This window comes from Blautia sp. An46, assembly GCF_002161645.1.
GTDB classification, from domain to species: Bacteria; Bacillota; Clostridia; order Lachnospirales; family Lachnospiraceae; genus Blautia; species Blautia ornithocaccae.
The window spans coordinates 176,865-191,295 of the sequence record NZ_NFIF01000005.1 but is presented as its reverse complement, the minus strand read 5'-3'; the positions used below and the strand labels follow the sequence as shown (position 1 = coordinate 191,295).

11 protein-coding genes are annotated in these 14,431 nt (G+C 44.6%); all 11 read right to left on the bottom strand.

Annotated features, from left to right (window positions below; genetic code table 11):
- Window positions 1-221: 221 nt before the first annotated feature.
- Window positions 222-2,504 carry a glycoside hydrolase family 2 protein gene (locus B5G00_RS06220; RefSeq protein WP_087270148.1) on the bottom strand — a complete coding sequence of 761 codons (2,283 nt, stop codon included), beginning with the start codon at window positions 2,502-2,504 and terminating at the stop codon, window positions 222-224.
- A gap of 20 nt (window positions 2,505-2,524) precedes the next feature.
- Window positions 2,525-4,234 (bottom strand): glycoside hydrolase family 3 protein, encoded by a 1,710-nt coding sequence (locus tag B5G00_RS06215; RefSeq protein ID WP_087270145.1) that lies wholly within the window; start codon window positions 4,232-4,234, stop codon window positions 2,525-2,527.
- Between the two features lie 16 nt (window positions 4,235-4,250).
- Window positions 4,251-5,093, bottom strand: a complete 843-nt coding sequence (locus B5G00_RS06210) for an HAD hydrolase-like protein (protein ID WP_087270142.1) — start codon at window positions 5,091-5,093, stop codon at window positions 4,251-4,253.
- Between the two features lie 162 nt (window positions 5,094-5,255).
- Window positions 5,256-6,509 carry an MFS transporter gene (locus B5G00_RS06205; protein WP_087270139.1) on the bottom strand — a complete coding sequence of 418 codons (1,254 nt, stop codon included), beginning with the start codon at window positions 6,507-6,509 and terminating at the stop codon, window positions 5,256-5,258.
- Between the two features lie 633 nt (window positions 6,510-7,142).
- Window positions 7,143-7,322 carry a hypothetical protein gene (locus B5G00_RS19275; RefSeq protein ID WP_242971297.1) on the bottom strand — a complete coding sequence of 60 codons (180 nt, stop codon included), beginning with the start codon at window positions 7,320-7,322 and terminating at the stop codon, window positions 7,143-7,145.
- A gap of 75 nt (window positions 7,323-7,397) precedes the next feature.
- Window positions 7,398-7,556: a hypothetical protein gene (locus B5G00_RS19270; protein ID WP_242971296.1), complete on the bottom strand. Its 159-nt coding sequence runs from the start codon at window positions 7,554-7,556 to the stop codon at window positions 7,398-7,400.
- A gap of 329 nt (window positions 7,557-7,885) precedes the next feature.
- On the bottom strand, window positions 7,886-8,914 hold the full coding sequence (locus tag B5G00_RS06195) for a metalloregulator ArsR/SmtB family transcription factor (RefSeq protein ID WP_087270136.1): 1,029 nt from the start codon (window positions 8,912-8,914) through the stop codon (window positions 7,886-7,888).
- A gap of 168 nt (window positions 8,915-9,082) precedes the next feature.
- A complete protein-coding gene (locus B5G00_RS06190; protein WP_206423775.1) occupies window positions 9,083-11,068 on the bottom strand; it encodes a glycoside hydrolase family 20 zincin-like fold domain-containing protein in 1,986 nt (661 codons plus the stop codon).
- A gap of 9 nt (window positions 11,069-11,077) precedes the next feature.
- A complete protein-coding gene (locus B5G00_RS06185) occupies window positions 11,078-11,923 on the bottom strand; it encodes a carbohydrate ABC transporter permease (protein WP_242971295.1) in 846 nt (281 codons plus the stop codon).
- Between the two features lie 5 nt (window positions 11,924-11,928).
- The gene (locus tag B5G00_RS06180) at window positions 11,929-12,831 is read right to left on the bottom strand and encodes a carbohydrate ABC transporter permease (RefSeq protein ID WP_087270131.1); all 903 of its coding nucleotides are present in this window, start codon (window positions 12,829-12,831) and stop codon (window positions 11,929-11,931) included.
- Between the two features lie 144 nt (window positions 12,832-12,975).
- Window positions 12,976-14,280: an ABC transporter substrate-binding protein gene (locus B5G00_RS06175; RefSeq protein WP_242971294.1), complete on the bottom strand. Its 1,305-nt coding sequence runs from the start codon at window positions 14,278-14,280 to the stop codon at window positions 12,976-12,978.
- Between the last annotated feature and the right edge of the window lie 151 nt (window positions 14,281-14,431).

Here is a 14,431-nt window from a genome sequence, read left to right as displayed (position 1 = left end):
GATTTGGTCTTTTGCTACTGCCATAAATAAACTCCTTTTCGATAAGAATTGTCATATCTGTAATTCTTACCAAAAAGGAGCCATTTTTTACCAAAGCCACAAAGTTTTTTACACTACCAAGACTGGATTATTCCTTTAGAGTAAATCATTTCTTTAAAGGAAAAAAGTCCCCCTGCCTTTCAGAAAAAACCTGAAGGCAGAGGGGCTTTTTTCTCTGTTAACTATTTCTTTACCTTCTGAAGTTCTGCATTTGCAAGTCTGAGAAGCCGCTCTCTCTTTTCTTTGTCACTGGCATACATCTCCGCCAGATCCTCTACCGGTACGCCCGACAGGATTCCCAGCATGGATCGTTTTGTCTTCATCGTTCCGTAGGTATTAATGGCGCTTACCAGGATTTCTGCGGCTTCTTCATTTGTCAGGATCTCACTGACAAAATCCCGGACACTGTAGTAACTCTCGTTAAAGGTCATTTCCGGAAGTTCTCCGTTTTCGTCCACTCCCTCAAACCAGTTTTTCACTCCGGCGCCTTCATCTTCTTCATCTACCGGCCGTACATATCCGGCGTATGGCTGAGATACTTTAGTGAAGGTAACCGTATCTGCAGGGCAGCCCTCTGCTTTGGCAGTGATCACATTGATATCCTGATCCAGAGCAATGTTCTCGAACAGGAAGATCTTATTGCCTTCCTGTGTGCCTGCGCTCTTGCCGTTCACATACAGAGTTACCTGTTTCTGGTTGGAATATACTTTAACAGTCATGTGGTCGTAAGGACGAAGGGCATATCTTCTTCCGGTAATATGAACGAAGGGTTCTTCAGACCAGTATGCCTTATAAATGTAGTAGGCGTCTTTTTTCACCTTTCTGTCCAGAGTTACCAGTCCCTTATTGTTTCTTCCTTTTACACCGCCTTCATCTCTGGCGTCGCAGCCGAAATCAAACATATTCCAGATATGAGTGGCCCACAGATATGGTCTTTCGTCAATGATCTTAGCCATATGCTCATGATACTCCGCCTGATATTCTTCTGTATAGTCCTTGCATTTTGGATCGTCTGTATGCCAGCTGATAATGCCCTCGCAGCCATATTCGGAAATACCCAGAGTTCTGTCCGGATACATCTGATGGAATTCATCCAGCCATTTTTCATTCTGGGTATAGTCACCGCCATACCATCCAAAATAATGGTTATAGCTGAGCACATCTGTGATCTGGTTGTGTCTGGACTCCTTCGGAAGGGCAGATACCTGAGCCATAGTGGTCAGTCTGGTGGAATCCAGCTCTTTCACCAGTTTGTTCAGATCCTCCAGATTCTCCTGAAGTCCCGGACGGTCTCCGCCGATGGTAATCTCATTAGAAATGCCCCAGAAGCAGATGCAGGGATGATTATAGTTCTGATAGATCAGTTCCTTCATCTGCTGGCGGCAGTTGTCATGTCCTTTGGGATCTTTGCTCATAACCGAGATAAAAGGAATCTCCGCCCATACTACCAGGCCCAGTGCGTCGCAGGCATCATAGAATGCCTGATTATGCTGATAGTGGGCCAGCCGGACTGTATTTGCCCCCAGCTCTGCGATCAGGTAGGCATCCTCTAAATGATCTTCTTCTGTAAGAGCATTACCCTGTCCCAGTCTGTCCTGATGTCTGGATACACCTCTGAGAGGTGTGGGAATACCGTTTAGGAAGAATCCTTTTTCCGGATCCACATAAAACTCTCTTACACCAAGGCTTGCCTCTACCTGATCAAGGACTTCATTGTGGCGTACAATTCTGGCCGTCACAGTATACAGATAGGGATCCTTTACTCCCTGCCATAGATGAGCTTTTTCTATGCAGGCAGTAGCTTTTGTCTCCCAGGCAGCGGGAGCGAAAGCTTCTGCAACCACAGACTCATCTTCATCCATGATCTCAAACTGCACCATATCGCTTTCCTGAGCTTCTGTTACCCAGGCAGAAAGATTTACCAGAGCGTCTTCACCCTGAAGTTTGGTATCAAAAGCCACTCCCGCAGATCCGAAATAATCCAGACAGAAATGGGTCTGAGGCACACAGATCATGGTCACATTCCGGTAAATGCCTCCATAAAAGGTAAAGTCCGCCATCTGGGGATATACATCTGTCCGGTTCTTATTGTCCGCTACTACAGCCAGATAAGCTTTTCCTTCTTTCAGAGCCTCTGTTGCGTCTACACGAAAGGCAGAATACCCGCCTTTGTGTTCGCAGACTTTTTCGTTGTTGAGATAAACCTCTGCGACAGAATTTACTCCTTCAAATTCCAGATAGATTTTATAATCTGCAGGTACGTCAGGTCTTTCAATGGTCTTTAAATAGATGCCTTTTCCTTTGTAGTAGTCGCCCCCGCCGTCCTGGCCGTCCCAGTTATTCCAGGTATGAGGCAGGTCTACCCACTCCCAGTCCTGGTCGTTTCCATGACAGGGCATTTTATCCGGCACCTGATCAGTCTTGGCAAATTTCCAGTCCTCATTTAATGATTCATAAAATCTCATAATCTTGATCTAACTCCTTTTCAGAATCTGGTTTCCCATCTTCCGCAGAATACATTCTCGTTATATCTTCCCTTGAATTCACTCTTGCCCATCATCTTTTCCAGAGTGGCTGCAAAGCTTTCATGGTGATCCATGTAAGAGTTAATGTAGCATCTTGCCATAGGAACATCGATAAGATTGTTAGTATAGCTTAAGGATACCACAAAGGTCGGCAGTTCAGACATATACCATGGCTGCTTTGTAGGCTCGTCCCATTTTACTCTCATAGTATTGAACTGCGCAAATCCCTGTACGTTAAGGATCAGCAGCACACAATCATATTTCTTCTTGAAGTCTTCCATTTTGCCTTTAGCGGAAGGAACTTCTGCGTCAACCTCGAATCCTGCTTCCTCTAACTGGCTCACAATATCTTTGATGATATTTTCATCATTGGATTTAAACTTGGTTCCGGCAATTACCACTGCCTCAGAGCCGATGTACATCAGTTTGATCCTCTTATATCTTTCCGGTGTCATTGGCAGATAGTTCAGACGGTCTTTTACCAGAGTTACATATTTGTCTGCGAACTCTCTGGATGCTTTGTGATGCTCTTCGCAGCCTACTACGGCCAGATTTTCCTTAGGAGCTACCAGCTTTCCTTCTTTCTGAAGGATATGGAGGTTCAGAGCTGCCTTTACGCCCAGGATCCTGTGAAGGGCATCATTCAGACGTTCCTCTGTGATAGTTCCGTTTCTATAGCCTTCCATCATATAGCCAAAGTCTTCTTCTCTGTCGTTGAAGAACAGATACATGTCGCAGCCTGCAGCGATCGCCTGAGGAACCTGCTCTTTTCTCGGAATGGTAGCGCCAAACATACCGATCATATGGGAAGCATCAGTAACTACCAGACCGTTAAATCCTAACTGGCCTTTCAGCAGATCTGTAATCAGTTCCGGAGCCAGGGTTGCAGGGCGGATATCCTCATCTTTGATTCCTGGGCGCAGTTTCTTGGAATAAGCAGGAAGGGCAATGTGGCCGGCCATAATAGTCATAACTCCTGCATCGATCAGTTCTTTATATACTTTTCCAAATGTAGCATCCCACTTATCACAGTCGTATTCATTGACGCCCATGATCAGATGCTGGTCATTTTCCTCTGTACCGTCTCCCGGGAAGTGTTTCATACAGGTGGCGATATTCTGTGTTTTCATTCCTTTGAAGAAGGCTTTTGCATAGCGGATAACATCCTCAGGATTGTCGTTAAAAGCTCTTAACTGGACAATGGTATTTCTCCAGTTGTAAGTCAGGTCTACGATAGGGGCGAAATTCCAGTTACAGCCTACCGCTGCAGCTTCTCTGGCAGAGATGGTTGCCATTTCCGTTACCGCCTCTTCTGAATCAATGGCTGCCATAGCTGCACCGTTGGCAATAGGTGTTCCGCCGCCGGTTCCGCCGTTTCCTCCGGCCTCACAGTTGGAAGCGATCAGCAGAGGAATCTTGGTAGTCTTCTGAAGGCAGTCAGCCATTGCCCAGATTTCTTCCTTTGGAGCATTATGGTAGCGGATTGCGCCGGGATGATAAGTATCCAGGATTTTCTTGATATTTTCCGGTTTTCTCTCCTCAGCGTTTCCTACCATATTGACAAACAGCTGTCCGATCTTCTCTTCAATGGTCATACCTGCAATGGTATCCTCCACCCACTGGATCTGCTCGTCATTAAGATAATAAGGTTTCTCTCTTAAATTCACCATTTCACGTTTCCTCCTGTTATTTTGTGAGATTCTGAACAAATTTCGCTTTTAATTCATCCTGATAGGCCCCTGCAAAGGTCCCTGCCTGGAGCCGGTCCTTTGCTTCACCGATATTGGCCCAGCTTTCCTTTTCCTGTTTTACCAAGATAGGGTAGAAAAATACTCCGTTCTTATCTGCCGCATCCATATCTCCCGGCGCATCTCCGGTCATCATTACTTTATCTTTATCATATCCGTATGTGAGAAGCTTCTCGATACAGCTCTTCTTTGAGCCTGCATTCTGAGCCAGGACCACATCCACATGATCGATCAATCCGAATCTGGTCCATTCTTCCTTAACCGCCTCATAGTTTGCAGAAGACACAATGGCAATATCGCAGCTCTCATGAAGCATTTCGATGCCTTCCTTTACGCCTTCAAAAGGCTTTACTTCTTCCTTAGGAAGCTCTTTTATAGAAGCATTTACTGCCTGGGACCAGGCAAGTGCCTTTTTCAGACAGATATTTCCGGTTTCTTTCACTGCCTTCTCCAAAGCCGGATTGGACAGTTCATCAGATTCTTCCACCCATTTAACCAGAGCCTCCAGTCCCTCCACCGGCTGATATTTTTCTTCTACCTCTGTAAGGGCTTTTACAAGACCTTTAAACCGGTTGATCCCTCTTGTCATAGAATAGAGATTTACCTCATTCCAGCTTTCCAGAAGCTCCTTTTCGTAGGCCTCCAGCCCCCACTCTTTTACCATACATGGACCGAAACATCTGAAATGCTTAATATCCATACTGTCGATGGCACATCCGTCTGAATCAATGCAGAATAAAAAGTCGTTTTTCTTGCTGAACCCGAAAAATGGGTCGCTCATAGTATCACGCTCCTTCCTGGATTTTGTGCAGAGCTACAGAGAACTATTTCTTTCTCCTCTGCCCCATACTTAAAATTTACCATTTTTTCAAAGAAAAACCAGAGTTAATTTATACTATTTTTCTGATAATATTTAGTTGCTCTATAGATTCCTCGTACAATGTTAATTTTCAGTAAATTCTCTTTCCGTTTTCCTGAAGAATCCTTTTACAGCAAGTGCAAAGCCTCCCAGAATGGTTCCGGTAAGGATGAGGATCCAGGCAACGCCTCCGGAAAAACTGTCAAAAAGAAATCCGTACAGGATCTGCCCCAGGGGCTGGATACACTGGGTAAAAGCGCTTGTATAGGCGGAAACCTTTCCCATCATATTTCCCGGAGTCAGTCTCTGGATAAGGGAGGTGGCAAAAATGGAAAAACCACAGGCAGCCAGCTGGAGCAGCACAGAAAACAACACCAGGGTTCCATATCGGATATAAGGATTCCCTGATAGAAGGAATAAAATTCCCGGCGGGATAAGAAAGAATCCCAGGGCGCCTATGATCAGGTAAATATTTTTCCCGTGGATTTTTGAAGCCGCCAGACCGGCCAGGATCCCTCCTGCTATGGCGGCCAGGCCCACAGCGCTTTCCGAGAACCCATAGTAAATAGAACTCAATCCCAGGACATTACGGATAATATAGGGGAATCCCACTGCGCTTACCCCCTGGAGCAGGCATGTGACCACACTGATCACCAACAGCATTTTCAGAATAGCCGGCCGCTCCCTGGTTATGAGGCGAAGGCTGTCCAGAAAATCTTCTTTCACCAGCAGCAGAGGATTTTCTCGGCCTTGTTTTTCATATTTTGGACCGGGGATCTCTATAAAGCATTCAAAACATGCAGTAAAAAAGAAACAGACCACTCCGGCGTACAGCACCGGTTTCAGACCAAAAGCCGTGTAGACCAGACTTCCCAGTATGGGAGAAAAGAAAGCCGACAAGGCATTGATCTGGATCACCACCGCATTTGCCCTGATCAGATTTTCTCCTTTCTGCATAAAGGGAATGCAGGACTGGACCGCAGGGTTCTCAAAAGCACCAAGTACAGACTCAAAAAGTAAAAGGCCGCAGATCATGGCAAGACTGTTTTCTTCTCTCATAAACACTGCCACCAGCAGTACGCCCAAACCAGCCAGAAAATCCAGGCCTGCCATAATATTCCGCTTGTTTCCCCGGTCCGCCAGGATCCCTCCCAGGGGAGAAAATAAAATGGAGGGGATCATAGAAGCTGTGAGAAAACCTGCATATACTGCCGCCGATCCGGTCTTCTCCAGCACATACATGGACATGGCAAAGTCCAGGATCCCGTTTCCCAAAAGAGAGCTGGCCTGTCCTGCTATGAGAAGAGAAAAATTCCTGTGGAAAAGTTTTGATTTCATGTTTTTATTCCTTTCTAATATATTTTATAATCATCTAATTTATTAAGAATAAAAAACACACAAATCCGCAGGAACTTCCCCTTTATATATTTCAGTCTGTAGGTTTGTGCATATCCTTATAATTAGATATTTATAAAATATATAATAGGATAAAATTAGATATATATCAAATATTTTTTCGTACCAGTATGTTGACACGATTATTTTCAAATTCATGACACTGAATGAATTTTCCAGTCTGCAAGGCAGCGGAAGGAAACGTAGCGGTGGCTGCGCTGACTGACAACAACATCGCAACTGGAAATTCCGACAAGTCATTCGTTGAATTATGGTCGTCAGCACGCCAATCTTCGCTTCTTCATAGGTCATAATAAATATCTGTGAACAAGTCTTTCTATGATCCTTGTATTCAATACGTTTTTTTCTGTTTCAAAAGTAAGAATCAGGCTCTCACCGGGATATATTCCGTTTTCCTCATATGCCAGGATTTTTCGGACTGCGTTCTGGGCATACCCGGGATCGTCCATTCTGCCGTCATGCTCCCAATAAATTTCCTGTTTTGTTTTTCTTGATAAAAATGTAAAATCCGGATAAACGATCCCATATCCTTTCAGATGAAGGGGACATTCATATTTATAGGCAATCTTCAGATCCCCACTTTTCTATCCTCTGTTCCCAGGTAGACACAATGGGACTGATTAGTTTTTTTCTTTCTGTATGCTCATCTGAGAATAATTTCTCAATCTCATCTTCCTCATAATCTTTCGTTATTCTTCTGATCTGCGCCAGTCTTTTTCCTGCCAGCTTTGCCACCTTTTCATCATAAAATTTCTGAGCAAGCCTTTGGATCAGTTGCTCTTCTGTTTTCGAAAGATACCTGCCATTTTTCTATTCCCCCGGCATACAGTGATAATATTGAACCTGGTTCTTACTACTGGACAGACGCATTGTCCCCAGAGGAGCATCTTTCAACTGTTTCTCCGCTTTTCTTAATATTTTCTCCAGTCTGTTCTGCTCTTTTAGTAATCTCTCTTTAAGATTTGCCATATAAGTTCCCCTTTCTGCTAAAACACGTTTCATATTTTAAAAAATTACGGTTGGAAAATACATTTTGACTATAGAACCGTACCTATTTATAATTGGGACGGTTAAGATTTGATTTTTTGTGTTGGAACCGTACTAATAAACATATTTGAACGGTTAAGATTGGATTTCTGGGATTTGAACCGTACTCTCACACTAAACTGAATGGTACAGCCGAGGTGCCTGCTGGCCCGACAAGACCTGCTGCAAGATATTATCTGCTGCTTTCCCCTGTCCATTTGTTACAAGAGGGCCCCGCCATTGCTTCTTTTGTCAGTTACGGGGCCTCCTCATCATATAGAAAAAATCTTCTCCAGTTCTCCCACCGCTTCTCTGAGCCTTTCTTTGGAAAGAGTATAATATACTTTTCCCTCTTTTTTCTCCACATCTACCAGTCCGTTTTCCAAAAGCACGCTCATATGATGGGACACAGTAGGGGGCGATAGTTTTAATTCCTCTGCGATCTCCAGATTGTATTTTGGAGATATGAGCAGAGACTGAAGGATTTCAAATTTGCTGCTGTCACTGAGAGCTTTCAGCACAGGGAGCAGATGTTTTCTGTTGTTTCTGCTCTTTTCCAGCATTTTATAGATCTCCTTTACAAACAGCCCGATATAGGCTGTGGTGCTTTCCGGATTTGAACTGATGACCTCTGCTCCCGGGCATACCAAGGTTGGAAAAGCTGTAACAACCCCGGAAATTTTAGCGATCAGATACTCCTTTTCCATACCTTCCTGAAAATCTTCCATCAACTTTTCCAGCGGCTTTTGAACGGCTTCTTTTGCTTTTTCAAATGCAGAGAAATTTGCCTTTAAGATCCGGGAAAGATTCTGCAGTTTTTTCACCGGCTCCTGAAGAAAAAGCAGGAACTTCCATCCCAGACCGCCACTGTAACCGGCCCTTTCCAGGATTCTTACCATTATCTCAAAGGCCGGCGGCTCTGTGATCTTCTCTTCTTCTGAAAATTCCTGGAGAAAAGCCAGCTGAATCTCGCCTTTCTGTTCCTCTTTCAGTTCTTTCGCAAACCATTCCGGATGTTCTCCGCAGATACTCTGGAAAAAAAGGGCAAACTCCGGTTCCTCATGCAAAAAGAAAAAGTCAAAGTCTTCCATCTCCCTGCCTGTCCTGTATTTTTGAAAAGCAGCATGGTATTTTCTTATAACAGGCCCTATCTTCCTGTTAAGCTCTTCCGGATTTAGTCCCCGGTTCCGGGCAGACTTTTTCCATGCTTCCTCTTCCGCAGATTCCGGACGGACGCTGTCATAGAGAAGGCCGATGATTTCAAAATATGGATTCAGTTTTTTTACCACAGTGACTGTCATAAACTGATACGCTCCTTGTCTGATTCTTTATCATATCTCTCATATAGCCTTAAGTATAACACAAGTATCCTGCGGCGACTATTCATAAGATATAGATTTCCCCCAAAAGAAAAAATGCCCTCATCCAGACTGGCCAAAATCTGTATGAGAGCATTCTGTATCATTTATTTAATATAATTTCCGTCCCTTTTCATCAGGAATCATGGACTTGCGGTAGAAAAAGCTGTTGATCACATCCCGCCATTCTCTGCTGTTCTTTTTCTGGCGGTCAAACCGCTCTTTCACTCTTTCATATATCTTTTGCGGGATCTTTCCTTCCAGAGAAATCCATTCCTGTTCCATCTTCTCTACGTCCTCATATCCTTCAAAATGGGTATCATACACATGCTGGATCAGAGTTTTCCCCGAAGAGAGCCGATAGGTATAGGGCAGCCGATGAAAGAACAGGAGAAGATTCTCCGGGCAGGTTTCTTTGTTCCGATAAACACAGGCGTTTTTCTCAAAATACTGCTCACTGTATCCGGTTCCTGTATCGCTTCTGTCCACACCGATAGCCAGATGATCCGCCCGGTGATAAGTTCCCCAGGGAGAATATTCATACCCTTCCGGATTTGGTCCATAGTGATAGGAGGGATTCACCATAAAACCGATTCCCAGAGGCGCTGTGTATTTTTCATACACTTCTCTGGACCGCAGAAGGATTCCTGTGATCAGTTCCACAGCCTGAGGATCTCTGGTGATCTGGAGTTTCGTCCATTCTCTGGCAATTTCTCCACTGTCAAGAGAAGAATTCCAGGCCAGACGGCCAAATCCGAAGAAATTGGCTCCAGCCAGGTCATGGCCTGTCCAGTTTGGATCCTTTCCTGTATTAGATACTGCCGCCATGCCGCAGCGTACCTGTCCGAAAGTCCTGCCCGACACAATGTCTGCTACCGTATCCTGTTCCTTTCCACATCCGGTAGTAAAATCCAAAACTTCTTTCCACATAGGAACCAGGTAACACACATCGATCTGCTGTCCTGTATACTCCTGGGCTGCCTGAACTTCCAGAATCTGATTTGTCCTGGAAAGATGTCCGAAAAGAGGATGGACCGGTTCCCTTACCTGAAAATCAATAGGACCATTCTTGATCTGAAGGATCACATTATCTGCAAACATTCCGTCCAAAGGAGCAAAATTGTCATATCCCGCTTTTGCTCTGTCTGTCTTCTCGTCTCTCCAGTCCTGCTGGCAGTTGTATACAAAGCACCGCCAGATAATAGTTCCTCCATAAGGCTGTACGGCTTCTGCCAGCATATTGGCCCCATCTGCATGGTTTCTTCCATAGGCAAAAGGTCCGGGACGGCCTTCGGAATCTGCTTTCACCAGAAATCCCCCCAGATTGGGAATATCCTCAAACAGTTCTCTGGCTTTCTCTTTCCACCACTGTCTTACCTGGGAATCCAGCGGATCGCTGAGCGCCAGGCCATCTATAGTCATAGGCGCCGCAAAATCAATGGACAGATACATGGATACCCCATAGTCTCCCAGGATTTCAGCCAGGGCTTTTAATTTTTCTCTGTGGCGCCGGGTAATCAGCCACTCTGCCCCGTCTCTCACGTTTACATTATTGATAGCAATGGCATTGATTCCCACAGAGGCCATAAGCCGGGCAAAATCTCTGGTCCTGTCCGTGATCTGGATTTCTCCTTTTTCATAGAGAAAAGAGTTCCCTGCATAACCTCTCTCTATAGTACCGTCTATATTATCCCACATGTTCAGCATCCGGAAAGGATTTTCCGGCTTCTCTCTGATTTCCAGACCACGGATGCTTTCACCTGCAGAAGCCATGAAAAGAAGGCGGAAAGTCCCGTATAAAATTCCTTTTTCTCCTGCGCTTTGAATCACTGCCTGAGAATCTGATACCTGTATAAAATAGCCTTCCTCTCCCGTTGACAGCCCAGGATTTTTTTCCAGGACGATCCCTGCTTCTTCCTTTTCTGAAACTTTTTCTGATTCTGTACCAAAAAGAGCTTTTGAAGCGATACTTATCTCCTCTTCTGCTCTTTTGCAGCAGTTTCCGTACTCCTTTGTATAATAGGAACGGAAAATATTCTTATCTCTATAGTCTTCATTGGGCTGATAAGCCAGCCACGCCTGTTCCCAATTTCTCATAATATGATATTATCCTTTCAAGCCTGATGTAGCGATTCCGTCTGCCAGATATTTCTGGAAGAAAATAAAGATCAGTACAATGGGGATGATCGACAAAGTAGCCATAGCGAACATTGCTCCGTAGTCGGAAGAAGATCCCGGATCACAGAACAGTTTCAGTGCAAGAGACACCGGATATTTGTATGGATCATCAATGTAAAGCAAAGCAGACATAAAGTCATCCCATCTCCACATAAAGGAGAAAATAGCGCCGGTAATAAGAGCCGGGGACATCAGCGGAAGAATGATCCTTCCGAAGATCCCATAATAAGAGCAGCCGTCAATCTTTGCCGCCTCGTCCAGCTCTCTCGGAATCCCCTGGATAAAATTCATCATCAGATAAACGAAGAATCCCTGAATCGCAAAACAGAAAGGAACGATCAGAGGCGCAAAGCTTCCTACCCAGCCCAGCTTCTCATACCAGAGATACTGGGGAACCATCAGGATCTGTCCCGGCAGCATCATAGAAGCCAGCATAGCGCCAAAGAGAAGTTTCTTCCCCCTGAACTGACATCTGGCAAAACCAAAGGCCACACAGGCAGAAGAAGCCAGCGTACCGATCGTGCCTAAAACTGCTACAAAAAGAGAATTTTTAAAGAAGGTAGCAAAAGATACCCCCGCAAATCCCTTCCATCCATTTGCATAGTTTTCCAGAGTAAAAGGATCCGGGATCAGACTTCTGGCCGTTGTAAAGATGGTATTGGTGTCTTTAAAAGAACTCATAAACATCCAAAACAGCGGATAAAGCATCAGCAGTCCGAAACCGCATACTAAAATATGATAAATAATCGTACCTGTTCTTTTTTTCGCTTTCACTTCTATCACTCCTGTTCATAAACCCAGAATCTTTTGGTCTTAAATAAAATAAAGGTGATCACTGCGATCAGCAGCAGCATTACCCATGCCATTGCAGATGCATATCCCGCCTGATTGAAATTAAAGGACTGCTGATACATATATACCGCATAGAAAAGTGTGGTATCCATAGGTTTTCCCTGGGTAATGATCAAACTCTGGGTAAAGGCCAGGAATCCGTTGATGATCTGCATAACCAGATTAAAGAAAATCGTCGGTGTCAGAAGAGGCAGGGTAACCTTGAAAAATTTTGTGAACTTATTTGCACCATCTACATCAGCCGCTTCATATAATTCTTTGGGTATCTGCTTTAAAGCAGACAGAAAGATCAGCATAGAAGATCCGAACTGCCAGATAGCCAGAATGATCAGAGTCCAGATTGCTGTTCTTGTGTCACTGAGCCATGCAAAGTTTGTATCAATTCCGATCAGTCCTAAAAGGCTGTTGATCACGCCGTCCGGTGCAAACATTCTTTTCCACAGGATCGCCACAGCAACAGAACCCCCGATAATCGAAGGCAGATAATAGGCAGCTCTGTAAAATCCTGTTGCTTTCGTGGGCCGTACAAGGATCATGGCTACCAGCAGCGCAAAGATCAGACGAAGAGGCACAGATACCAGAGCAAAATAAAAGGTTGCTTTTACAGAGTGCCAGAATACTTCATCCTGGGTAAACATTTCTATGTAGTTCTTTAATCCCACAAATTCCGGCGGAGACAGTATGTCGTAATCGCAGAAGGAATAATACAATGAGATTCCCATAGGTACGATCAGAAACACCAGAAAGCCGACAATAAAGGGCAGGCAGAAGATCACGCCTACATTTTTTTCTTTATTTATAAACCGATAAAATTTACTGCTTTTATTCATGAAAAAACCATTTCTCCTTTCTCATCATCGGAGTTTTACCAGATGTCTGCTCGTGCAAGCACGGCAGCCGCTTGCCGGGCGTATCGCACAAAAAGAGCCGCTGCCGCCTTATGCAAAGGGCAGCGGCTCCAAGCCTGGTTTTCTTTATTCACCCTGAAGCATTTTATTCGCTTCTGTGAAGTATTCATCTGCAGCCTGCTGGGCTGTATATTCTCCGTATTTTACCTTTTCTTCCAGTTTTCTTAAAAGATCCTGGGCCTCTGTGCTTCCTTCTACAGGGAACGGAGGCATCGGGCTGGAATTCGGTGCGATCACATTATTTACAAAGTTTGCATTTTCCTGCTCTGCAGGACTTAATTTGTCCATGATCGCCTCAGAAATAGCTGTGGAAGCAGGTACGCCTCTTTCTGCAAGCAGAATATCATAGGCTGTCTCAGAGTTGGTCAGATAGTTCAGCAGTTTTACAGCTTCTTCCGGATTGGCTGTATCTGCACTTACAGAAAAGTACATAGCAGGTTTTACATAGTTGGATTTTTGAGGATCGGTTGTAGGAATAGTCGTCAGAGCAATCTCTGTTCCTTCCGGTGCTGCTGCCTGATATGCGGTAAGCTGTGCAGAACCGTTAATGGTGCACCAGGTCATGTTATCCGGATTTGACCCGTATACCATAGGATCTTCCTCTACACTGTCTGTATCTGCCGCCTGGCTTGGAGAGATCTGCCATCCCTCTTTAATGCCGGTCTCCAGTGTTTCAAAGTATGGCAGGTAGTCATCTGCGCTGTCGCCCCCTAATTTGTCGCTGGCCTGGATATCGTTGGCTCTTGCATACATATCCATATACAGGCCATAGTGGTACAGGTTGGAACGATATCCGGTCTCCTCATATACCTGTTTAGAAATATCAATAAATTCGTCCAAAGTCATGTTGTCATTAATGGTGATTCCCAGCTCGTCTAAAAGGGTCTTATTATAAAACATACAGGAAGCACTGGTTCCGGCAGCAATGCCATAGATACCGTCTCCTACTTTACCCATATTCACAATGTCTTCTGAAATATTGGAGGTATCCAGGGTTCCGTCTTCAATATATGGTGTCAGATCAAGAAGCTGTCCTTTATCTACATACTGCTGAATGTAAGACATATCCATCTGGATCACATCCGGCATTTTCTTTCCTGCTGCAGAGGTTGCCATTTTGCTCCAATAATCGCCCCACTGATAGAACTGTCCGCTTACTGTTATGCCGCTCTCTTCCTTGTATGCGTCCAGAGCCTGCTGGGTGCGCTCGTTTCTTACCTGATTGCCCCACCATGCCATTGTGAGGGAATCAGAACTTCCTCCTTCGCTATCCTTTCCGCTGCCGGAGCCACCGCATGCTGCCAGGGATGTTACCGCCATAGCGCCTGCTATGGCAAGAACTGCTGCTTTCTTTAAAGATTTCTTTTTCACTTTACATTCCTCCATAATTTTTGTTCAAGATGCATCTTTGTTTTTGGATAACCCAATTATAAGCAAAAAAATGACGAAAAGAAATTTAGAAACATGACTTTCTTTCGCAATTTTTTTACTGCTGCCTGTAAGAAAATGACTTTTCCAGTAA